The sequence below is a fragment of the Hydrogenophaga palleronii NBRC 102513 genome, from assembly GCF_001571225.1.
Taxonomy (GTDB): Bacteria; Pseudomonadota; Gammaproteobacteria; order Burkholderiales; family Burkholderiaceae_C; genus Hydrogenophaga; species Hydrogenophaga palleronii.
The window spans coordinates 161,435-184,184 of the sequence record NZ_BCTJ01000003.1; the positions used below are offsets into that span (position 1 = coordinate 161,435).

Genomic DNA, 22,750 nt, shown 5'->3' on the forward strand with positions numbered 1-22,750 from the left:
GCCCTCAGAACTTGCCGTGCCGCCCCTGCCCGGCGGCAAAGCGCCGGGCACCGGCCAGTGCGTCGGGAATGCGCTCGCGCCCACGCTCCCACTCCTGGTGCAGCGCTTCGCCCAGCGGCAGGTCCCACTGGCGCAGCGCGCTCTCGCGGTCGGCGCGCATCGTTGCCTGCGGGAAGCCGGCGAGCTGACGCGCCAGGGCGATGGCGGCTTCGCGCGCCTGGCCGGTGGGCACGACGCGGTTGGCCAGGCCCATGTGCAGGGCCTCGGCGGCCTCGACCTTGCGGCCGGTGAGGATCAGGTCCATCGCATGGCCCATGCCGATCAGGCGCGGCAGGCGCACCGTGCCGCCGTCGATCAGCGGCACGCCGAAGCGGCGGCAGTAAACGCCGAAGTAGGCGTCTTCTTCCATCACGCGCATGTCGCACCAGAGCGCCAGCTCCATGCCGCCGGCCACCGCCGCACCGCTCACCGCGGCGATCACGGGCTTGCCCAGTTGCAGGCGCGACGGGCCCATGGGACCGAGGGCGCGCCGGTCGTCGGCGGCAAAGTCCAGGTCCAGCGCGCCGGCCTCGCCGGCTTCCGCGAGGCGGGCGCCGTGCTGCAGGTCCCAGCCGGCGCAGAAGTGGCCGTGCGCGCCATGGAACACCGCCACGCGCGCCTCGGCATCGGCGTCGAAGGCGAGAAAAGCCTCGTACAAGGCCTGCGCGGTGGCGCTGTCCACCGCGTTGCGTTGCGCCGGGCGGTCCAGCGTGACCACCCACACCTCACCCAGGCGCTCGGTGGTGACGGCGTTGGCCGCGCTGCTCATGGCCACACCCCCACGCGTGGTGTGGCCAGGGTTTCGTCGAGTTCGGCTTGTGTCACGCTGATCTCCATGCGCAGCAGGGCGCCGGCCATGGCCTTGCCCAGGTTGTCCAGCCGCAGGTTGCGCGCGCCGCCGCCCTGCAGCGCTCCGCGCAGCACGAACTTGAGCGCCAGGATGTTGGGCAGCGGCCAGGCGTCCACCTCGCCAGGCAACCAGGGCGCAAAGTGGGCCTGCACGCGCGCGGCCGTGACCTCGCGTTCGAGCAGGCGGTAACCGGCGGCGTTCCAGGCGAACAGGCCGAAGTCGACCCAGTCGGCCTTGTCGCCGCTGCGGGCGTGTGCAATGCGCACCAGCGGAATCTGGATCTGGCTCATGCCTCCACCCCCTGCGCTGGCGTGCCCAGCAGTTCCACCTGCACGCCGGCTTCGACCGCCGCGCGCGGGATCAGCGTGGGCCAGATGCCGAGCAGCTCGCTGGTGTTGTGCAGGCCGGTGAAGCCGCAGGTGTAGGCCGGGCCGCTCAAGCCCAGCCAGGGGAACAGGCGGCCGAAACCGTCGGCGGCGGCCTTGTCGTGGGTGCGCAGCACCAGGCGGGTCCAGATCTCGTTGCTCTGGTTGAGCGCGTCCGCCTTGGGCAGCGGCGCCAGCGCGCCGTGGGCGGAGTTGAGGCCGGGGTATTCCACGTACAGCTCCTCGTGGGGAATGGCTTTGTCTTGCAGCAGGGTGCGGATGGTGGCCTGCGCGGCCTGCGCCTTGTCCCAGGCGTCGGGCCAGGAGAAGCCCCAGGTCACCTCGGCCTTGTAGCCGTCGCGGAAACCGGCCACCACTTTCAGCGTGTCGGTGGGTGCCGCGCCGCGTGCGCCGGTGAGCTTCACCCGGTCGCCGCCTTCGTCGTCGAGCCGGATACCGCCCATGTCCAGCACCACGTCGGGTGAAAAGTAGGCGTGCGGGTTGTGCACCTCGTACAGCAGCTGCTGGCGCACGGTGTCGAAGTTGATCCGGCCACCGGTGCCCGGCGCCTTGGTAATGAAGGCGGTGCCGTCTTCGTGCACCTCGGCAATCGGGTAACCGATGTGCGCCAGATCGGGAATCGCCTGCCACGCGCCCTGGCTGCCGAAGTTGCCGCCACTGCCCTGCCCCGAACACTCCAGCAGATGGCCGACGGTGAGGCCTTGCGCGAGCCGGTCCAGGTCGGGCTGCGCTGTGGCGCCTTCCAGCGTCCAGCCCAGGCCGTGCACCAGCGGGCCGAGGAACAGCGCGGCATCGGCCACGCGGCCGGTGATGACGATCTCGGCCCCGGCATCCAGCGCGGCCACGATGGGTTTCGCGCCCAGGTAGGCGTTGCCGAACACCAGGTGTTCGCGCACGCCGGCCACCGGGGCCTGGGTGAAGAGATGGGCAAAGTCCTCGGCCGGTGCCTGGGCGTCGAGCAGTTGCGGCAACACGTCGTCGCCCGTCACCACCGCCACGCGCGCGCTCCAGCCCTTGGCCTTGAACGCGGCCAGCACCGCCTGCGCCGCGCCACGCGGGTTCAGGCCGCCAGCGTTGCAGACGAAGCGCACGCCGCGTTCGCGCATCAGCGGCCACAGCTTGAGCAGCATGGGCACGACGTCGCGCGCGTAACCCAGCGCCGGGTCGCGCTGGCGGTCTTTCTGCAGGATGGCGAGCGTGAGCTCGGCCAGATGGTCGCTGGCGATGAACTGCACGCCGCCGCGTTCGATGCTCGCGGCCACAGGTTCCCAGTTGTCGCCGTAGAACCCGAGGCCGGCACCGATGCGTATGGATTTCATCTCAGCGATCTTCAAGGCACGTGCGCGACTCTGGATGGGGGTCAACCCCTAGCGGCAGTCTCTCGCAAGACAGCTATAAATTGCCCACCCCATTTGGTGTCCATGCCACCAGAAACGCAGTGACATTCCGGGTCCCGGCGCTGAGAACATCAAGGAGACATGCGTGCAATTGCTGCAACTGCTCATCAGCGGTGTGGCCCAAGGCTGTATCTACGGACTCATCGCCCTGGGCTTCGTGCTCATTTACAAGGCCACCGAAACGGTGAGCTTTGCCCAGGGCGACCTCATGATGGTGGGCGCCTTCGGCGGCCTGGCTGCCATGACCATGCTGGGCTTCCCGTTCTGGCTGTCGGTGCCGGCCGCCATCATCGGCATGGGCGTCTTCGGCGTGGTGCTGGAGCGGGTGGTGATCCGCCCCATCCTCGGCCAGCCCGCCTTCTCCATCGTGATGCTGACCATCGGTGTGGGCTACACGCTGCGGGGCCTGATCACCATGCTGCCCAACATCGGCACCGAAACCCACACGCTGCCTGTGCCTTATGCCAACGAGGTCTTGCGCCTGGGCGCGCTGGTGGTGTCGGCCGAGCAGATCGTGGTGATCGGCTCCACCTCCATCCTGTGCGCCGGGCTGTTCGCCATGTTCCGCTACAGCAAGCTCGGCATCGCCATGCAGGCCTCGTCGCAGAACCAGCTGGCGGCCTATTACATGGGCATTCCGGTCAAGCGGCTCAACGGCCTGGTGTGGGGCCTCGCGGCCGCGGTGGCGGCGGTGGCCGGCCTGCTGCTCGCGCCCATCACCTTCGTACACGCCAACATGGGCTTCATCGGGTTGAAGGCGTTTCCGGCGGCGGTGGTGGGCGGCTTCGGCAGCCTGCCCGGCGCCATCGTGGGCGGGCTGATCATCGGCATCGTCGAAGCGTTCTCCGGTTTTTACCTACCCGAAGGCTTCAAGGACGTGGCGCCCTACATCGTGGTGCTGATCATGCTGGTGCTCAAGCCCAACGGGCTGTTCGGCGAAACGCTGCGCAAGAAGGTCTGACATGAGATTTCTCTTCAAGACCGAATACAACCAGGACATCCAGCTCGCCAAACACGGCGGCCACCGCTTCTGGTACGGCCTGCTGGTGCTGTTCCTGCTGGGCGCGCCCTGGCTGATCGCGGAGTACTGGCTGGCGCAGCTCACCTTCGTGCTGATCTATTCCGTCGTCGGTCTGGGGCTGATGCTGCTGGCGGGCTTCACCGGCCTGTTCTCGCTCGGCCACGCGGCCTTCCTCGGCGTCGGCGCTTACACCCAGGCCATCATGGTCAACGCCGGCATTCCTTTCCCGATCGCGCTGGCCTGCGCCGGCCTGCTGTCGGCCGCGGTCGGCATGGTGGTGGGCCTGCCGGCGCTGCGTGTGAAAGGCATCTACCTCGGCATGGCGACGCTGGCGTTCGGCTTCATCGTGGAAGAGGTGATGGCGCGCTGGGAGCACGTGACCGGTGGCAACGCCGGCCTGATGGTGCAGTACCCGGCGATGTTCGGCTGGACGCTGGACACCACCAACGAGTTCTACTTCCTGTGCCTGGTGGTCGCGGTGCTGGCCACGCTGGCCATCGTCAACCTGATGCGCTCCAGCACCGGCCGGGCCTTCGTCGCCATCCGCGACTCGGAGATTTCGGCGCAGAGCATGGGCATCCAGCTGGCGCGCTACAAGACCCTGAGCTTCGCGCTGTCGGCCGCGCTGGCCGGCATTGGCGGCGCGCTGTACGCGCACAAGATCCAGTTTCTCTCGCCCGAGCAGTTCAGCATCATCCAGTCGATCGACCTGCTGTTGATGGTGGTCATCGGTGGCCTGGGCTCGATCCACGGCGCGTTCCTGGGTGCGATCTTCCTCATCGTGATGCCGCAGCTGATCTCGCTCGGCAAGGACTACCTGCCCGAAGCCATCGGCCAGGCCACCGGCTTGCAAGGCACGGTGTACGGCATCGTGCTGATCGCCTTCGTGCTGTTCGAGCCCATGGGGCTGTATGGACGCTGGCTGAAGATCCGCACCTGGTTCCAGCTGTTCCCGTTCTACCGCAAGGGGATGTTCAAGCGGCAGAAATCCTTCCAGAAATCGGACAGGTTGAAGTGAACGCCATGAACGACATCCTTCTTTCGGCCCAGAACCTGAGCGTGCGCTTCGGCGGCGTGCTGGCGGTGAACAACGTGAGCTTCGACGTCAAGCGCGGCGAGGTGTTCACCCTGATCGGCCCCAACGGCGCCGGCAAGACCACGGTGTTCAACCTGATCAGCCGCATCTACACGCCCACCACCGGCCACATCGACTACACCGGCCCGAACGGCACCTTGCGGCTGACCGAGCAGGCGCCGCACCAGATCGCCAAGCTGGGCATTGCGCGCACCTTCCAGAACATCGAGCTGTTCGAACACGCCACCGTGCTGCAGAACCTGCTGATCGGCCGGCACACGCACCGCAAGACAGGACTCTGGAGCGAGATCTTCTTCACCGGCAAGACGCGCGCGGCCGAGATCGAAGCCCGCGAGAAGGTGGAACAGGTGATCGACCTGCTCGACCTGCAGCACCACCGCGAGTCCATGGTGGCCGGCCTGCCCTACGGCGTGCGCAAGGTGGTGGAGCTGGCGCGCGCGCTCTGCACCGAGCCCCAGCTGCTGTTGCTCGACGAACCGTCTTCGGGCCTGAACGTGGAAGAAACCGAAGACATGGCGTTCTGGATCACAGACATCAAGGAAGAGCTGGGCATCACGGTGCTGATGGTCGAGCACGACATGAGCCTGGTGTCCAAAGTGTCTGACCGCGTGCTGGCCATGAGCATGGGCACCGAACTGGCCACCGGTACACCCGCCGAAGTGCAGGCCGACCCGGGTGTGATCGAGGCCTACCTCGGTTCGGTGGACGACTTGTCCAGCCTGCGCCGGGAAAACAGCAAGGTGGCGGCATGAGCGTTCCGACTTCAGACGTCCCCGTGCTCAAGCTGCTCAACGTCGAGAGCGCCTACGGCCCGATCAAGGCGATCCGCGGCGTGAGCCTGCAGGTGCGCCGCAGCGAGATCGCCACCGTGCTCGGCAGCAACGGCGCGGGCAAGACCACCATCCTCAAGACCATCAGCGGCATCATCGATCCGCGCAAGGGCAGCATCGAGTTCAAGGGCGAGAACATCACCGCGCAAGACCCGGCGCTGATCGTGCAGCAGGGCCTGAGCCATGTGCCCGAGGGACGCGAGGTGTTCCCGCTGCTCTCGGTGCGCGACAACCTGCTGATGGGCGCCTACACCCGCAAGGACCGCGACGGCGTGGCGCGCGACATGGAGCTGGTGTTCAGCTACTTCCCCATCCTGCGCGAGCGCGCCCTGCAGGACGCCGGCCTGCTCTCCGGCGGCCAGCAGCAGATGCTCGCCATCAGCCGCGCGCTGATGGCCAACCCCGACCTGATCCTGCTCGACGAACCCAGCCTGGGCCTGAGCCCGAAGCTGACCAAGGAAATCTTCGAGATCGTGGTGCGCATCAACCGCGAACGCGGCACCACCATCCTGCTGGTGGAGCAGAACGCCAACATGGCGCTCAACGCCTCCGACTACGGCTACGTGCTGGAGAACGGCCGCATCGTGATGGAAGACACCTGCGCCCGCCTGCGCGAGAAAGACGACATCAAGGAGTTCTACCTCGGCATGAAGGAAGAAGGCGTGCGTGCCGACCGGCGCTGGAAAAAGAAGAAGAACTGGAGATGAGGATGAACCACCCCCGCAGCGCCTCTGGCGTGAAGATGGGAGCACTGCAATGAGCAACCTTTGGGATCTCTCCGGCATCCAGCCACAAACCGACGTGGTGCTGGAGGGCGACACCATCCCCGCCCTGTTCTGGAACGGCGTGGCCGCGCGCGGCCCCCAGGTCTGGATGCGGCAGAAAGACTTCGGCATCTGGCGCGCCTGGACCTGGGACCAGACCGGCACCGCGGTGCGCGAGATCGCCCACGGCCTGATGGCGCTGGGCTTCGAGTCGCGCGATACCGCGTCCATCCTCTCCAACACCACGGTGGAATGGGTGCTCTGCGACCTGGCCGTGCTGAGCGCGGGCGGCGTGTCCAACGGCATCTACCCGACCGACGCGGCCGAGCAGGTGCAGTACCTGTGCGAGGACTCGCGCACCACCATGCTGTTCGTGGAAGACGACGAGCAGCTGGACAAGGCACTGGCCGTGCGCGCGCAGCTGCCGCTGCTGAAGAAGATCATCGTGAGCGACATGGACGGCCTGCGCGACCTCGACGACCCGCAGGTGATCAGCCTGGCGGCGCTGCGCGAGATCGGCCGCGAGCACCTGCGGCAGCATCCGCAGATGCTGGACGCGCGCGTGGCCGCCATCCAACCCGAGGAACTGGCCATCCTGGTCTACACCTCGGGCACCACCGGCCGGCCCAAGGGCGCGATGCACAGCCACCACGGCCTGGTCTACACCGTGCGCGGCTACAACACGCTGATCGCCCGCAACCAGGACGACGAGTGCATGTGCTTCCTGCCGCTCTGCCACATCGCCGAGCGCATGGGGGGCGAGTACTTCTCGCTCTACACCGGCGCCAGGCTCAACTTCGTGGAGAACCCCGAAACCGTGCCGGAGAACGTGCGCGAGATCGCACCGACGGTGTTCACCGCCGTGCCACGGGTGTGGGAGAAGTTCTATTCGGGCGTGATGATCACGCTCAAGGAAGCCGGCAAGGTTCAGCAAGGCGCCTACGCCTGGGCCATCGGCGTCGGCCAGCAGGTGGCCGACCTGGTGATGGCCGGCCAGCCGGTGCCCGCCAGCCTGCGCATGCGCTTCACCGTGGCGCGCCTGCTGGTGCTGGACAACGTGCGCAAGCTCATCGGCATCCACCGTGCGCGTTTCCTCGTCACCGGCGCGGCGCCGATCTCGCCCGATCTGGTGCGCTGGTACCTGGCGCTGGGCGTGCCCATGCTGGAGGTGTGGGGCATGACGGAAACCTGCGGCGCCGCCACGGGTGTGCCGGCCGCGCGCATCAAGCCCGGCTCCATCGGCCCGGCGGCCAGCTACAACCAGATCCGGCTCGATGCGCAGACCGGCGAGATCCTGGTGCGCGGGCCCAACGTGTTCATGGGTTACCTCAACCTGCCCGAGAAAACCGCCGAGACCATCGATGCCGATGGCTGGCTGCACACCGGCGACGTGGGCACGGTCGATGAGGAAGGGTTTTTCCGCATCACCGACCGCATGAAAGACATCATCATCACCGCAGGGGGCAAGAACATCACGCCGAGCGAGCTGGAGAACGAACTCAAGTTCTCGCCGTACGTGACCGACGCCGTGGTGATCGGTGACAAGCGGCCCTACCTCACCGTCATCATCATGATCGACCAGGAAAACGTGGAGAAGTACGCACAGGACAACGACGTGCCGTTTTCCAACTACGCCAGCCTGACCCGGTCGACCGAGGTGCAGGCCCTGATCCAGACCGAGATCGAACGCGTGAACAAGAAGTTTGCGCGCGTCGAACAGATCAAGAAGTTCTTCCTGCTCGACACGCAACTCAGTGCCGAAGACGAAGAACTCACCCCCACCATGAAGCTCAAGCGCAAGCTGCTGCAGACCAAGTACGAACCCCAGATCGAAGCCATGTACCGCTGAAGCGGCCACCTTTCCCCCCGCCCATCAACCCCCAGGAGACCCACTGTGAGCACCTCCCGACACACCCTGATCGCCTTCGCACTGAGCCTCTCGGCCGGTGCCGTCCTCGCGCAGACGCAGGGCGTGAGCAAGGACGAGATCGTGCTCGGCTCCATCCAGGATCTCTCTGGCCCGCTGGCCGGCTTCGGCAAGTCGGTGCGGCAAGGCATGATGCTGCGCGTTGACGAAATCAACGAACAAGGTGGCATCAACGGCCGCAAGATCCGTCTGCTGGTGGAAGACAGCAAATACGACCCGCGCAACGCGGTGCTGGCGGCACAGAAACTGGTCAACCAGGAAAAGATCTTCGCCATGGTTGGCCACCTGGGCACCGCGCAGAACATGGCGGCGATGACAGTGCAGTTTCCGAAGAACGTGGTGAACTTCTTGCCCGTGACGGCGGCACGCGAAATGTACGAGCCCTTCCACAAGCTCAAGTTCGCCAGCATCGCGCCTTACTACGAGCAGATGCGCATCTTCCTGCCGCGCATGGTGCAGGAGAAAAAACCCAAGGCGGTGTGTGCGATCTACCAGGACGACGAGTTCGGCCTGGAAGTGCTGCGCGGCGCGGAAGAAGGCCTGAAGGCCGTGAACATGACGTTGGTGGAAAAGACCTCGTTCAAGCGCGGCGCCACCGACTTCTCCTCGCAGGTGGCGCGCATGAAGGCGGCCAACTGCGACCTCGTGGTGCTGGGCACCATCATCCGCGAGACCATCGGCACCATTGGCACCGCGCGCAAGCTGGACTACAACCCCACCTTCTTCGGCTCGCAGGCGGCCTACACCGACCTGATCCACAAGCTGGGCGGCCCGGCCATGAACGGCCTGTACGCCACCATGACCATCCAGCATCCCTACCTGGACGAGACCTCGCAGCCTATCCGCTTCTGGGCCAACAAGTTCAAGACCAAGTTCAACGAAGATCCCAACGTGTTCTCGGTCTACGGCTACAACGCGATCGACATCTTCGCCCGTGCGGCAGGCCGAACCGGTGCAAACCTCACCACTGACGCATTTGTCAAGACCATGGACAGCCTGACCGTGCCAGCCGACATCTTCGGTTCGCCCGAGCTGCGCTTCAGCCCGCAGCGCCGCTACGGCAGCATGGCCACGCGCCTGTCGCAGATTCAGGATGGGCGCTGGAAGGTCACCTCGGAGTATGTGAACCAGTGAAGCAGGGTCGCCCCCACAGGGATCCGATAGAGAACAAGAAGAAGCGCTGCTTTTCGATGTGAATACAACTTTCAGGAGACAAGCACCATGAAGAACACACTGACTCTGATGGCCACGGCGCTCGCGCTTGGCGGCACCGGCGGCGCCGCTTTTGCGCAGTCGCAGGGCGTGAGCAAGGACGAGATCACGCTGGGCAGCATCCAGGATATGTCGGGCCCGCTTGCCGCTTTCGGCAAGCAAGTTCGAATGGGCATGCTGCTGCGTGTGGACGAGGTCAACGAACAAGGCGGCATCAACGGCCGCAAGGTCAAGTTGCTGGTGGAAGACTCTGGCTACGACCCCAAGCGCGCGGTGCTGGCGGCACAGAAGCTGGTGAACCAGGACAAGATCTTCATGATGGTCGGCCACATCGGCACGGCGCAGAACATGGCCGCCATGCCGGTGCAGTTCCAGAAGAACGTGATCAACTTCTTCCCTGTGACGGCCGCGCGCGAAATGTACGAGCCCTTCCACAAGCTCAAGTACTCCTTCGCAGCCACCTACTACGACCAGATGAAGATCGTGGTGCCCAAGCTGGCGAAAGAAAAAGGCGCCAAGAAGGTCTGCACCATGTACCAGGACGACGAGTTTGGCCTCGAAGTGAAACGCGGTGCCGAAGACGGCCTGAAGGCAGCCGGCATGACCCTGGCGGTGGAGACCACCTACAAACGCGGCGCCACCGACTTCGCCTCACAAATGCAGAAGCTGCAGGCCGAACAGTGCGACCTGGTGGTGATGGGCACCATCATCCGCGAGACCATCGGCGGCATCGCCACCGCGAAGCGCCTGGGCTTCAACCCCACCTTCGTTGGCTCCAGCGCGGCCTACACCGACCTCATCCACAAGCTCGGCGGCCCTGCCATGAACGGCTTCTACGCCGCCATGACGGTGCAGAACCCCTACACCGACGAAGCCTCGCAGCCGATCCGCTTCTGGGCCAACAAGTACAAGACCAAGTTCAACGACGACCCGACCGTGTTCTCGGTGTACGGCTACTCGGCCATCGACGCCTTCCTGCGCGCGGCCGGCAAAACCGGCGGCAACCTCAACACCGAAACCTTCATCAAGGCGATGGACACCATGACCATTCCGCCCGACATCTTCGGCAGCGCCGAAATGACCTTCGGCCCGCAGAAGCGCCTGGGCAGCAACGCCACCCGCCTGTCCCAACTGGTCGACAATCGCTGGAAGGTGGTGTCCGACTACACGAGAATCCAATAAGCAAAAGATAACTAGAAGGATGACATGGTGATGGAAGACTGACAGCCTGAGTTCACCCATATCGCGACGCCTGCTTCGGCAGGCCATGCGTGAACCGCCAGCGCCCCGTGCGCTGGCGGTTTTTTTACGCCCGACGACAGCGCGATGACTACCATGGGGCGGTGATCAACACACCACTCAGCCCCACCACCGCCGCCCTGCTGGCCGACGCCCTGCTCGCGCTGCACGTGGGCGTCGTGCTCTTCGTGGTGGGCCTGCTGCCGCTGGTGCTGCTGGGCGGCGCACTCGGCTGGCGCTGGGTGCGCCACCGCGGCCTGCGCCTCACGCATCTGGGCTTGATGGTGTTCATCGTGGTCCAGACCTGGCTGGGCCAGCTGTGCCCCCTCACCGTGTGGGAGCAGAACCTGAGGCAGATGGCCGGCCAGGGCAGCTACCGCGAGAGCTTCATCGAACACTGGCTTTCAAGGCTGCTGTATTGGGACGCGCCTTGGTGGGTGTTTGTGGCGGGGTATACCGGGTTTGCGGCGTTGGTGGGGGTGGGTTGGTGGTGGGTGAGGCCGGGATCAATCCGCAGTGGAAAGCCAACCAAGACAACAGCTGTCTCTCGCATAAAAAAAGTGGACCTGTGAGAAGAGGCGTCGACTCAAGGGCTCGTCAAAATATCGATCGACAGCCCGACTCGGCACTTGTAAGATACCCACGTCACATGTTCATCTTTATCACGCGCACCAAATGAATCGACCCATCGGAGTAGACCTGTTCGCGGGCGCAGGCGGCCTTTCACTTGGATTCGAGCAAGCCGGGTTCGACGTTGTGGCAGCAGTTGAAATCGACCCCATACATTGTGCGATTCACGAACGAAATTTTCCGCTAACGAAGACGATTTGTGCAAGCGTTGTCAACCTAACGGGGACAGATCTACGCAGGCTAGCTGGTCTGGGCTCTACAGACATTGATGTGGTCTTCGGCGGAGCACCATGTCAAGGCTTTTCTTTAATCGGCAAACGCGCACTAGATGACGAAAGAAATCAGCTAGTGTTTCACTACGTTCGGCTGATAAGGGAGCTACAGCCCAAGTACTTCGTTTTCGAAAATGTGAAGGGCCTTACGCTTGGCCTTCATTCGAAATTTCTACACGAACTAATAGATGCACTAGCCGACGCCGGGTACGACGTACTCACGCCGTACCAAGTTCTAAATGCGTCGTCCTACGGGGTCCCTCAAGACCGGAAGCGGCTGTTTTTGATGGGTGCTAGACGTGGTCTCACGTTGCCCACATATCCCAAGCCCCTCAATCAAACGGTCACGGTCGCTGACGCTATCGGAGACCTGCCCGATGCCGACAAATTCAAAACGCTTAAGGTCAGCGACTCTGTTTCCGTCAAGTGGGAGACGCTGTCAATTTATGGCCGCCGACTTCGCGATCTAGAGAGAGACCCGTTGGACTTCGGGTATCGACGCGAGTTTGATCGAGACCTCTTGTCATCGAGCCTGCGCACAGAACATACTCAAGTCTCGAAGCAGCGGTTCCGAGCAACTCTGCCAGGGGAAACTGAGCCCATTAGCAGGTTCAGAAAGTTGCCAAGTGATGGGTTGTGCAACACGCTGCGAGCGGGCACTGACAGCGCAAGAGGTGCATTTACATCTCCACGCCCAATTCACCCGACAGCGCCTCGGGTGATCACCGTTCGCGAAGCAGCAAGACTCCATTCTTTTCCAGATTGGTTCCGATTTCACTCGACCAAATGGCACGGGTTTCGTCAAATCGGAAACAGCGTTCCTCCGCTACTCGGAAGAGCTGTTGCAGCTGAAGTGCTCAAGGCTCTCGGGCTTAAACCGAGCAAGCCTCAGGAGAAATTGCAGCCCGGCCTCGCCGAGCTGCTGCAGTTCGATATGGGACAGGCGGCGCGGCACTTTGAAGTTCCACGGAACACCATTGCTCAACGCTCGCGCGCACGTGAAATCCTGACAGCAGAAGAGACAGCCGAGTCTCAAGCTCAACATGCCTAAGACATGACCACAGACATCTCGACAAGTCCTGCCCGCGGATCGGCCCACCGCTACAAGCTCATCATTGCTCACATTTTTAAGACGCATTACAGAGCGGGCTCCACCGGCTTCGATTTCAACCGAGAGGAAATCAACGAAGCGGCAACTTTCCTAAAGCTGCCGCTTATAAAGAATGTCGGAGACCTCCCTTACACGTTTCGCTACCGCGTAGATCTGCCGGAAGAAATCACAAGCACAGCCAAGGCAGGCTATGAATGGATTATCAGAGGCGCCGGACAAGCGATGTACCGGTTCAAGCAGATTCGTAAGGTGCGCATCAGCCCCCGAGAGGAGTTGGTGAAAGTCAAAATTCCAGATGCGACGCCCGAAATCATCGTGGCGTACGCCATGACTGATGAGCAAGCACTGCTAGCTAAGGTTCGTTACAACAGGCTCATCGACATCTTCCTCGGCGTGACAACTTACTCTTTGCAAAGCCATCTACGCACGACTGTCAAAGATATTGGTCAGATTGAAATTGATGAGGTATACGTCGGAGTTGATCGAAATGGCGGCCAGTACATCATCCCCGTCCAAGCAAAGGGCGGTAGTGATCGCCACGGGGTCACGCAGACTGAGCAAGACATCCTTTGGTGCGCTCAACGTTTCCCCAACTTGAAATGCCGCGCTATTTCGGCGCAGTTCACGCAAGAGGGGCATATCGTCATGTTCGAACTGACGCTGCAACAGGAACAAATTTTTGTCGTGGACGAGCGTCACTATCAACTCGTTCCAGCGAACTCGATAAGTGCAGAGGATCTGCGAACCTACGCAGCGAAATAGCTATCTCGAACTCGGCTGTGAACTCAAGCATTACCTTCAAGTTTCAAGACACGATATAAGCCCCAGCCCCCGCACAAAGCAACTTCCCATCCGCCCCCCGAAACTCCATGCGTGTGTTGGCCACGCGGGAGCCCAGGCGCAGCACTTCGGCGTGCATGTCGAAATGCACGCCCACGCAGGGGCGCAGGTAGTCGATGCGCAGGTCGATGGTGCCGAGTTTGCTGAAGCGTTGCAGGCGCTGCAGCGGCTCTTCGTTCAAGTGGCGTGCGCCGATGGCGGCGATGCAGGCGAGGCCGCCCAGGGCGTCGAGGCAGGCACTGACCACGCCGCCGTGCACGCGGCCGTGCTGGTAGTGGCCGATGAGTTCGGGCTTCATCTGGATGCGTCCGGTCACGCGCTCGGGGGTGATGTCCTGGATCTTCAGGCCCAGCACTTTGTTGAAGACGATCTTCTCTTCAAACAGGTCTTTGAGCTGCACGATGAACTCGGGCTCGAAGACCACCGGGGTGGCGGCGGGGTGGGTATTGGATGTGGCGTGTTTGCTGCTCATAGGTTCCATTGCCGGGCGGCGAGTTCTTTCATGATTTCTTCAGCACCGCCGCCGATCATCATCACCTTCACTTCGCGGTACACGCGCTCGCTCACGGTGCCGCGCATGTAGCCCATGCCGCCGAGGATCTGCACCGCGGCGTCGGCGCAGAACTGCATGGCCTGGGTGGCGTGGTTCTTGAGCAGGCAGACGTTGGCCACCCAGTCGGTGCCTTCGTCGCCCGCGTCCACGCGCGCGCCCAGCGCTTCCAGCCAGGCCTGGGTGGACTGGATGCGCATCTGCATGTCCATGAGTTTGTGGCGGATCACCTGGCGTTCGATCAGCGCGGCGCCGAAGGTGTTGCGTTGCCGCGCCCAGGCCAGGGCTTCGTCGTAGCAGGCCTCGGCAAAGCCGAGTGCCATGGCAGACAGGGCCAGGCGCTCGCCGTTGAAGTTGCCCATGATCATGCGAAAGCCCGCGCCCTCCGCGCCCAGGCGGTAGCGCACGGGCACGCGCACGCCGTCGAAGCGCAGTTGCGCGGTGTCCGAGCACAGCCAGCCCATCTTGCTCAGCGCGGTGCGCGAGAGGCCGGGCGTGTGGCAGGGCACGGCGATCATCGAGATGCCGCCAGCGCCCGGTGCGCACGGCCAGCGTGATCCAGTCGCAGCGCATGCCGGAGGTGATGAAGATTTTTTCGCCGTCGATGACGTAGTGATCACCATCCAGCCGCGCGGTGGTGCGCAGCGCAGCCACGTCGGAGCCGCCGCCGGCTTCGGTGATGCCGAGCGCGGCGATCTGCTCGCCGCGCAGCACCGGCGGCACCACCTCCTGCTGCAGCTCGGGCGTGCCGTGTGCCAGCACGGGCGGCAGGCCGATGTTGTGGGTGAACAGGCTGGCCATCACGCCGCCGCTGCCACCATAGCGCGCCAGCGTGCGCGACATGGCGTTGCGCGTGCTCCAGGGCGCGGGCGTGCCGCCCAGGTGTTCGGGGTAACCGAGGCCGAGCAGCCCGATGTCGGCGGCCTGGCGGTGCAGTGAGCGCGGCAGTTCGCCTGCGTCTTCCCAGGCGGCCACGTTCGGCGCAATGGCCTGGGTGGCGAAGCGCTGCACGGTGTCCACCAGGGCGCTGCGGTCTTCGGCGGTAAAGGCGTGATCAGGACTGGGGTTCATGGCGCCATTCAGGGGTGTTCAGGTCACGCGGCAAAGCCAATGAGCAACTGGCCGGGCGCCAGCTGCTGGCCCACGACCACCGACACGCTGTCGACGGTGGCGTCGCGCGGGGCGGCCAGGGTGTGTTCGAGCTTCATGGATTCGATCACCAGCAAGGGGCTGCCCCGGGTGACGTGGTCGCCGGGCGCCACGTGCACGGCGATCAGCTTGCCGTTGAAGGGCGCGCGCAGTTCGCGCGCGGCGGCACCGCCACCGGCGCGTTCGCGCGGCGCCAGGCTGAGGTCGGTCAGCGCCAGGGTGTGTGCACCCGCCTGCGCCTGCCAGCGGCCAGGGCCATCGAGCGCGGCCAGAGCCACCGGCCAGGTGACGCCGTCCACCACCACGCGCACGATGCCGTCGCGGCCGGCGGCCTGCACGCGGGCGGCCACGCAACGCTCGCCCCACGACACGCGCAGCGCACCGCCCGGCCCAGCTTCCAGCACCGAAATCTCCAGCGGCGGTTGCGTATCGTCGCCGTGCGCCCAGCGCAGCGGACGCGCGAACGGGCACGGCAGCGCTGCGGCGGCGCTGGCGGACGGCGCCTGTGCGGGGAAGGCGGCCGCGAGGATGGCGGCCAGCACCGCGTCAGGTGGTGGTTGCAGCATGCTGCGCACCGCGTCGCCCTCGTCGGCCAGGAAGGCGATCAGCGCGCCGCCTTCATGGAACACCGGGTGGCGCAAACAGGCGGCCAGAAAGCCACGGTTGGTGGGCAGGCCGAGCACGCGCGTCTGGTCCAGCGCGTGGGCCAGGCGGTCGATCGCTTCGCGGCGCGTGGGCGCGTGCACGATGAGCTTGCCCAGCATGGCGTCGTAGTGCGGCGTGATCTCGCTGCCGGTCTCCAGTGCGTGGTCGAAGCGCTGGCCGGGCACGGCGGGTGGTTCGTCGAAGCGCAGCACGCGCCCGGTGTGCGGCGTGTGTTGGTCGTCCTCGGCGCACAGGCGCACTTCGATGGCGTGGCCGTTGAAAGTGATGGCTTCTTGCGCCAGCGGCAGTGCTTCGCCGCGCGCCACGCGCAGTTGCCACGCCACGAGGTCGAGGCCGGTCAGGGCTTCGGTCACCGGGTGTTCCACCTGCAGGCGGGTGTTCATCTCCATCAGGAAGAACGCATTGCCTTCAAGCAGGAACTCGACCGTGCCCACGCCCACGTAGCCCGCCGCTTGTGCCAGCGCCACGGCGCAGCGGCCGAGCTCGGCGCGCAGCGCGGGCGACACCGCCGGGCTGGGTGCTTCTTCGATGATCTTCTGGTGCCGGCGCTGCACCGAACAGTCGCGCTCGCCCAGGTGCACGCAGTGGCCCAGCGCGTCGGCAAACACCTGCACCTCCACATGGCGCGGGCGCAGCAGGGCGCGTTCGATCAGCAGGTCGCCATTGGCAAAACCGGCCAGCGCTTCGGAGCGCGCGCTGGCCAGCGCGGGCAGCAGCTGGGCGGCCTCGTGCACCAGGCGCATGCCGCGGCCACCGCCACCGGCCACGGCTTTCACCATGAGCGGAAAACCGATGCGCTGCGCTTCGGCCACAAAGGTCTGATCGCGCTGGTCGTCGCCGAAGTAACCCGGCAGGCAGGGAACGCCGTGCGCGATGGCCAGGGCCTTGGCGGCCGACTTGCTGCCCAGCGCGCGGATGGCCGCAGGTGGCGGGCCAACCCAGACCAGGCCGGCGTCGATCACGGCCTGCGCGAAGTCGGCGTTTTCGCTCAGGAAACCGTAGCCGGGGTGCACCGCGTCGGCGTTGGTGGCCACGGCGGCGTCGAGCAGGCGGTCGACCCGCAAGTACGAATCGGCAGAGGACGCGCCGCCGAGCGCATAGGCGCTGGTGGCTTCGCGCACGTGCAGCGCCTGGGCGTCGGGTTCCGAATACACGGCCACGGTTTCGATGCCCATGGCGTGGGCGGTGCGGATGATTCTTCGGGCAATCTCCCCGCGATTGGCAATCAGCAGTCGCTTCATGGTGTGTCGGCCCAGGGCGCAGGTTGTTTCTTGGCGAACGCGACCAGGCCACCAGCCGCTTCGGGGCTGCGCAGTGCGCTGGCGAATGCGATGGCGGCTTCGCTGCGCAGGTCGGGCACATCGGTGCGCAGGCGCTGCAACAGGCGTTTGGTGCTGGCCACCGCGGCCGGTGCGGCGCGGCACATCTGCAACACGCGCTGGCGCAGCGCGGTGTCGAGCGCGCCATCGGCCACCACCTCGTCCACCAGCCCCAGGGTGCGTGCGCCCTCGGCGTTGTAGCTGCGGCCTTGCAGCAGGCACTGGCGCGCGGCGGCGTCGCCCAGGCGTTGCCAGACGAAGGGCGCGATCTGCGCCGGTGGCAGGCCCAGCGTCACCTCGGGCGTGGCGAAGCTGGAGCTTTCGGTGGCGATCACGTGGTCGGCGCAGCACAGCAGGCCAAAGCCGCCACCCATGGCCGGACCGTCCACCGCGGCCACCAGCAGTTGCGGCAACGCACAGAGTGCGTGCAGCGTGTCACCGAACACGCGGTTGAGCGCGATCAGCGGATCGTCCTCGCCAGCTTGCAGCGGCTGGCCGATGGCGCTGGCGAAACGGCCCAGGCTGCCGCCGGCACTGAAGGCACCCGGCGCGCCGGTGAGGATGACCACACGCAGGGTCTCGTCCTGCTGCGCGCGCAGGCAGGCCTCGTACAGGCCGAGCACCATGGCGTCGCTCAGGGCGTTGCGCGTGGTGGGGTCGTTGAGGGTCCAGCGCTCCACCGCGCCCGCGCGTTCGGTCAGAAAAGTGCTCATCGGTTCAAGTTCCTCTCTGTGCGTTCAATGTGATCGTCGAGGGGCGGCGCCGGTCCGGCTCCGCCGGCCGCGGCCGCCGTCCCCCATCGGGGAGGGGAAAGCCGCGCAGCGGCGCTGGAGGGTTCTATTTCACCGGCCTCTTGGCAATGCCCATGATCTTGCTCAGGATGCCGAGCATCACCTCATCGGCACCACCGCCGATGGAGGCCAGGCGGCCGTCGCGGTACATGCGCGACACCTTGTTCTCCCAGGTGAATCCCATGCCGCCCCAGAACTGCAGGCAGGTGTCGGGCACCACGCGGTTCAGGCGCCCGGCCTTCAGCTTGGCCATGGTGGCCCACTCGGTCACGTCTTCGCCGGCCACGTAGCGCTCCACCGCCAGGTAGGTCAGTGCGCGCAGGCTCTCCACCTCGGTTTTCAGTTCGGCCAGCTTGAACTGCACCCACTGCTGGTCGGCCAGGCTGGCGCCGAAAAGCTTGCGCTCCTGCGCCCACTCCACCGTCCATTCGATGCAGTTGGAGAGGCTTTGCAGCGTGCTCGCGGCGCACCACAGGCGCTCTTCCTGGAACTGCTGCATCTGGTAGATGAAGCCGGCGCCTTCCTGGCCGATCAGGTACCGCTGCGGCACGCGCACTTCGTCGAAATAGATCAGGCCGGTGTCGCTGCTGTGCATGCCGATCTTCCTGATCTTCTGCGCCACCTCGATGCCTTTGACGAGCTTGCCGTTCTCGCGCATCGGCACCATCACCAGGCTCTTGTTCTTGTGCGCCGGGCCGTCGCTGGTGTTGACCAGCATGCACATCCAGTCGGCCTGCAGGCTGTTGGTGATCCACATCTTCTGGCCGCTGATGACGTAGTCGTCACCGTCCTTGCGCGCCACGCTCTTGATGGCCGACACGTCGCTGCCCGCACCCGGCTCGCTCACGCCGATGCAACCCACCGTGTCACCGGCGATGGCGGGCGCGAGGAAATCGCGTTTCAGTTCTTCGCTGCCAAACCGCGCCAGTGCGGGCGTGGCCATGTCCGTCTGCACGCCAATGGCCATGGGCACACCGCCGCAGTGGATGTGGCCCAGCGTCTCGGCCATGGCCATGCCGTAGGAATAGTCGAGCCCCGCGCCGCCGTAGGCCTCGGGCTTGGTGAGGCCGAGCAGGCCGAGATCGCCCAGGCCCTTGAAGATGTCATGCGCGGGCATCATCTCGGCCACCTCCCACTCGTCCACGTGCGGGTTGATGTGTTCGTCGATATACCGTTTGAGCGTCTTCTGAATTTCCCGGTGCTCGTGTGTGAACTGCATGTTTGTCTCCTGGTCGTTGAATCCAAAAACTCTTCTGAGCGGGCTGCGCTGGTCGAAACCCTCGCCAACCGCTTGACAAACCCTTTCACACAGTCCGGGTGAACAGGGTGGAGCCGAACGGGTCACCCTACATGCGGGCCACTCCGAACTGCATGCGCCGCGGCGTGCGTGTGGCCGCCTCGGCGCAGGTGTCGAGGCAGAAGGACAAGACCGCGCGCGTGTCGCGCGGGTCGATCACGCCATCGTCGAGCACCAGGCCGCTGGTGTAGAAGGCGTCGGCCTGGCTCTCGAACACGTTGACGATCTGGTCGAACTGCGCCTGCATCTGCGCCGGGTCGGGCGTGATGCCCTTGCGCGCCATGCCGGCCTCGGCCACGATCTGCATGGTGCGTGCGGCCTGCTCGCCGCCCATCACCGCCGTCTTCGCCTGCGGCCAGCTGAACAGGAAACGCGGCGCATAACCACGCCCGCACATGCCGTAGTTGCCGGCACCAAACGAGGCGCCGCACTGGATGGTGATCTGCGGCACGCTGGCGTTGGTCACGGCCTGGATCATCTTGCTGCCGTGTTTGATCATGCCGCCCTGCTCGCTGTCCTTGCCCACCATGTAGCCGGTGGTGTTCTGCAGGTAAACGATGGGGTGGCCGAGCTGGCACATCCAGTGGATGAAGTGCGTGGCCTTGTTGGCGCCGGCCACGTCGATCGGGCCGTTGTTGCTGATGATCCCCACCGCATGGCCGCCAATGTGCACCTGCACGCACAGCGTGGCCGCGCCATACAGCGCCTTGAACTCCAGCAGCTCGGAGCCATCGACGATGCGCGCCATCACCTCGCGCATGTCCACCGGCTCGCGATGGTGGGCCGGCATCAGGGCCAGCAGTTCGTCGCGCTCGAAGCGCGGTGCCGCTGCGGCCAGCGCCGCCGCAGAGGCAGCGGTTTGCCAGCCGGTGCGCCGCACCACGTCGCGCGCGATGCCCAGCGCCTGGCGGTCGTCTTCGGCCAGGTGTTCACCCAGACCGGAGAGGCCGGTGTGCATTTCTGCGCCGCCCAGTTCTTCTTCCGTCGCCACCTCGCCCGTGGCCGCCATCAGCAGCGGCGGCCCGGCCAGAAAGGCGCGCGAGCGGCCACGCACCATGATGACGATGTCGCTCAGGCCCGGCATGTAGGCACCACCGGCCGTGCCCGAGCCGTGCTGCACGGTGATCACCGGAATGCCCGCCGCCGACAGCCGCGCCAGGTTGCGGAACAGGGAGCCGCCGAGCACGAAACCTTCCACCCGGTACTGCGTGAGGTTGGCGCCCGCGCTCTCCACCAGGTGCACGAAGGGCAGTTTGTTCTCCAGCGCGATCTCCTGCACGCGCAGGATCTTCTCCAGCCCACGTGCCTGGATCGCGCCGGCCTCGATGCCGGAATCGCTCGCCACCACCATGCAGCGCACACCGCCGATGAAGCCCATGCCGGCCACCATGCCGCCACCGGGCACGGAGCGGGCCGGGTCCTTGTGGTCTTGCAGGTACCCGGCCAGCGAGCACAGCGGCACATAGGGCGCACCGGGATCGAGCAGCAGGGCCACGCGTTCGCGCGGCAGCAGCTGGCCGCGTTTGTCGAACACCGGCCTGGACTTCGCCGATGTCTGGGCGCTGCGTTCTTCGAGTGCGCGCAGCTGCGCCACACGCGCCAGCATGGCCTCGCGCCGCTGCAGGGCCAAGGCGCTCTGGGGGTTGAACGACGACTCAAACATCCTGGAACACCTTTGGTACGACGTAGCGGTGGAAACCGTCAAACGGCTTGACCGCATCGCGGCCCTGGGCCTCCCTGGGCGCGGCCACCTGGCCCCAGCCCATGCGCACTTGCGGCCGCGCGCCGTCCACGCGCAGCACCGTGCCGCTGATGAAGCTGGCGGCGGGCGAGAGCAGGAAGACGATGGCAGCCGAGGTTTCGGCCTCGTTGCCGAAGCGCCCGGCGGGCACCGTTGCGCGCATCTCGCGCAACATGGGGCCGGCCTCGGGCGGGTAGTGGTCCATGCCGTGCGAGGCGATGTAGCCCGGCGCCACCGCGTTCACGCGCACACCGCTCATGGCCCATTCCATCGCCGCGGTTTCGGTGAAGCTCACCATGCCGGCGCGTGCCGCACCGCTGTGGCCCATGCCGGGCATGGAGCCCCACATGTCGGCCACGATGTTGACGATGGCGCCGCCCTGCGCCTGCATGCTCTGCAGGTAACACTCGCGCGCGAACAGGAAGCCGCCGGTGAGGTTGGTGTCGAGCACCGCCTGCCAGCCCTTGGCGCTGATCTGTTCCAGCGGCGTGATGTACTGGCCGCCGGCGTTGTTCACCAGGCCGTCGATGCGGCCGTGCGCCACCACGATGGCGGTGACCACGCTGCGCACCGTGTCTTCCTGCCGGATGTCGCAGGGGTGGAAGCTCACGCGGCCGCCGTCGGCCACGATTTCACCGGCCGTGTCCTGCAGCTTCTGCAGGTTGCGCCCGATCAGCACCACATGGGCTCCGAGGCTGGCCAGTTCGTGCGCGGTGCAGCGGCCGATGCCCGAGCCCCCGCCCGTGACCACCACCACCCGGCCGTGCAGCAGGTCGGGGGCGAAGGCAGAGCGGTAACGCGGTGCGTCGTGGTGGTTGTGGCTCATGCCGGCTCCTTCAGAAACAAGGCCAAGGCGGATTCGGTGAGTTCGTCGAGCGTGGCGCGCGCGCGTGTCCTGGCGCTGCGGCCCGAGGGGGGCAGGTACCACTGGGCCGACCAGTTGAGCGCGCCGAAGATCATCAGCCGCGCCAGCACCGGCTGGCCACCCAGTTCACCGCTGGCGTGCAGGGCCTCGAACACCGGCACCCACTCGGCCTCGTAGCGGTCTTTCAGGCGGTTCACGTCGCTGCGCTGCGCGGTGCTGAGCGAGCGCCATTCGTACAGCATCACGGGGATGAAGTCGCTGTCGGGCCCGAGCAGCACATCGAAGTGGTTGCGCACCAGCGCGCGCAGGCGTTCGCGCTGCGTCACGCCCGGCGCCAGCCGCGCCAGCGCGGCCTGCTGGCGCTGCAGCGCGCCCTGCATGCCTTCGAGCATCACCGCGGCCAGCAGCGCCTCCTTGCTTTCGAAGTGGTAGAAGGGTGAACCCGAGCGCATGCCGACGGCGGCGGCGATGTCGCGCGTGGTGGTGGCGGCAAAGCCCTGCTGGCGGAACAGGCGCGCGGCGCCGGTGATCAGCTCCTGGCGGCGGTTGCCGTCGTCGCGTTCGTCGGCGGTCTTGCGGGGGCGGCCACGCGGGCGGCGCGAGGCCTGCGGCGGGGCGGTGGAAAGTTCGGTGTCGGCCAGGCTCATGCAAGGCACGATAGCAGCCGCCTGAATTTTCAACAAGCAAGTGCTTTCCATAAATACCCTGATGCCTGTCACCCGCTGGACAGCGGGGCGGCACCGGCCCGGCGCGGCGCG

20 protein-coding genes and 1 pseudogene are annotated in these 22,750 nt (G+C 65.6%); 10 read left to right on the forward strand and 11 right to left on the reverse strand.

All coding sequences use genetic code 11. The features are described 5' to 3' along the window. Nucleotides 1–4: 4 nt before the first annotated feature. From HPA01S_RS04300 to HPA01S_RS04310, 3 genes are read right to left on the reverse strand one after another with little or no spacing between them, the layout of a single operon-like run. Complete coding sequence (locus HPA01S_RS04300) at nt 5–808, reverse strand: crotonase/enoyl-CoA hydratase family protein (protein ID WP_066267102.1); 804 nt, start codon at nt 806–808, stop codon at nt 5–7. Next, nucleotides 805–1,179 carry an AtuA-related protein gene (locus HPA01S_RS04305; protein WP_066267105.1) on the reverse strand — a complete coding sequence of 125 codons (375 nt, stop codon included), beginning with the start codon at nt 1,177–1,179 and terminating at the stop codon, nt 805–807. Before HPA01S_RS04305 ends, HPA01S_RS04300 begins: the two co-directional genes overlap by 4 nt. Next, nucleotides 1,176–2,594, reverse strand: coding sequence for an acyclic terpene utilization AtuA family protein (locus HPA01S_RS04310; protein WP_066267108.1), 1,419 nt, complete (start codon nt 2,592–2,594; stop codon nt 1,176–1,178). Before HPA01S_RS04310 ends, HPA01S_RS04305 begins: the two co-directional genes overlap by 4 nt. A gap of 163 nt (nt 2,595–2,757) precedes the next feature. Between HPA01S_RS04310 and HPA01S_RS04315 the strand changes: the two genes are divergently transcribed. The 10 genes from HPA01S_RS04315 (at nt 2,758) to HPA01S_RS04355 (ending at nt 13,536) form a co-directional block, all read left to right on the forward strand. Continuing rightward, a complete protein-coding gene (locus HPA01S_RS04315) occupies nt 2,758–3,633 on the forward strand; it encodes a branched-chain amino acid ABC transporter permease (protein WP_066267111.1) in 876 nt (291 codons plus the stop codon). Between the two features lies 1 nt (nt 3,634). Further along, nucleotides 3,635–4,711, forward strand: coding sequence for a branched-chain amino acid ABC transporter permease (locus HPA01S_RS04320; protein ID WP_066267113.1), 1,077 nt, complete (start codon nt 3,635–3,637; stop codon nt 4,709–4,711). A gap of 5 nt (nt 4,712–4,716) precedes the next feature. After that, a complete protein-coding gene (locus HPA01S_RS04325) occupies nt 4,717–5,541 on the forward strand; it encodes an ABC transporter ATP-binding protein (protein ID WP_066267114.1) in 825 nt (274 codons plus the stop codon). Beyond that, entirely contained in the window at nt 5,538–6,326 is a 789-nt protein-coding gene (locus tag HPA01S_RS04330; RefSeq protein ID WP_066267120.1) for an ABC transporter ATP-binding protein, read from the forward strand. Before HPA01S_RS04325 ends, HPA01S_RS04330 begins: the two co-directional genes overlap by 4 nt. 49 nt (nt 6,327–6,375) lie before the next feature. Beyond that, a complete protein-coding gene (locus HPA01S_RS04335) occupies nt 6,376–8,232 on the forward strand; it encodes an AMP-dependent synthetase/ligase (RefSeq protein WP_066267123.1) in 1,857 nt (618 codons plus the stop codon). A 45-nt stretch (nt 8,233–8,277) separates the two neighbouring features. Continuing rightward, nucleotides 8,278–9,444 carry an ABC transporter substrate-binding protein gene (locus HPA01S_RS04340; protein WP_066267128.1) on the forward strand — a complete coding sequence of 389 codons (1,167 nt, stop codon included), beginning with the start codon at nt 8,278–8,280 and terminating at the stop codon, nt 9,442–9,444. Between the two features lie 87 nt (nt 9,445–9,531). Beyond that, nucleotides 9,532–10,704 (forward strand): ABC transporter substrate-binding protein, encoded by a 1,173-nt coding sequence (locus tag HPA01S_RS04345; RefSeq protein WP_066267129.1) that lies wholly within the window; start codon nt 9,532–9,534, stop codon nt 10,702–10,704. Between the two features lie 161 nt (nt 10,705–10,865). After that, nucleotides 10,866–11,333, forward strand: coding sequence for a DUF2784 domain-containing protein (locus HPA01S_RS04350; RefSeq protein WP_157084896.1), 468 nt, complete (start codon nt 10,866–10,868; stop codon nt 11,331–11,333). A gap of 103 nt (nt 11,334–11,436) precedes the next feature. Next, a complete protein-coding gene (locus HPA01S_RS22565) occupies nt 11,437–12,714 on the forward strand; it encodes a DNA cytosine methyltransferase (RefSeq protein WP_084360454.1) in 1,278 nt (425 codons plus the stop codon). Between the two features lie 3 nt (nt 12,715–12,717). Then, on the forward strand, nt 12,718–13,536 hold the full coding sequence (locus HPA01S_RS04355; RefSeq protein WP_066267131.1) for an endonuclease: 819 nt from the start codon (nt 12,718–12,720) through the stop codon (nt 13,534–13,536). 43 nt (nt 13,537–13,579) lie between these two features. On the opposite strand, the gene HPA01S_RS04360 is transcribed toward HPA01S_RS04355, so the two are convergent. The 8 genes and pseudogenes from HPA01S_RS04360 to HPA01S_RS04395 form a co-directional block, all read right to left on the reverse strand. Continuing rightward, a complete protein-coding gene (locus tag HPA01S_RS04360; RefSeq protein WP_066267136.1) occupies nt 13,580–14,086 on the reverse strand; it encodes a thioesterase family protein in 507 nt (168 codons plus the stop codon). Beyond that, a pseudogene (locus tag HPA01S_RS04365) lies at nt 14,083–15,235 on the reverse strand (acyl-CoA dehydrogenase family protein). The gene HPA01S_RS04360 and the pseudogene HPA01S_RS04365 overlap by 4 nt, the downstream one beginning before the upstream one ends. A gap of 23 nt (nt 15,236–15,258) precedes the next feature. Next, a complete protein-coding gene (locus HPA01S_RS04370) occupies nt 15,259–17,220 on the reverse strand; it encodes an ATP-binding protein (RefSeq protein WP_066267141.1) in 1,962 nt (653 codons plus the stop codon). After that, nucleotides 17,217–18,011, reverse strand: coding sequence for an enoyl-CoA hydratase/isomerase family protein (locus HPA01S_RS04375; RefSeq protein ID WP_066267142.1), 795 nt, complete (start codon nt 18,009–18,011; stop codon nt 17,217–17,219). The genes HPA01S_RS04370 and HPA01S_RS04375 overlap by 4 nt, the downstream gene beginning before the upstream one ends. Nucleotides 18,012–18,135: 124 nt before the next feature. Next, nucleotides 18,136–19,308 carry an acyl-CoA dehydrogenase family protein gene (locus HPA01S_RS04380; protein WP_066267145.1) on the reverse strand — a complete coding sequence of 391 codons (1,173 nt, stop codon included), beginning with the start codon at nt 19,306–19,308 and terminating at the stop codon, nt 18,136–18,138. A 127-nt stretch (nt 19,309–19,435) separates the two neighbouring features. Beyond that, the gene (locus tag HPA01S_RS04385; RefSeq protein ID WP_066267147.1) at nt 19,436–21,049 is read right to left on the reverse strand and encodes an acyl-CoA carboxylase subunit beta; all 1,614 of its coding nucleotides are present in this window, start codon (nt 21,047–21,049) and stop codon (nt 19,436–19,438) included. Continuing rightward, the gene (locus tag HPA01S_RS04390) at nt 21,042–21,953 is read right to left on the reverse strand and encodes an SDR family oxidoreductase (protein ID WP_066267148.1); all 912 of its coding nucleotides are present in this window, start codon (nt 21,951–21,953) and stop codon (nt 21,042–21,044) included. Before HPA01S_RS04390 ends, HPA01S_RS04385 begins: the two co-directional genes overlap by 8 nt. Next, nucleotides 21,950–22,639 carry a TetR/AcrR family transcriptional regulator gene (locus HPA01S_RS04395; RefSeq protein WP_245638567.1) on the reverse strand — a complete coding sequence of 230 codons (690 nt, stop codon included), beginning with the start codon at nt 22,637–22,639 and terminating at the stop codon, nt 21,950–21,952. Before HPA01S_RS04395 ends, HPA01S_RS04390 begins: the two co-directional genes overlap by 4 nt. Nucleotides 22,640–22,750 lie beyond the last annotated feature (111 nt).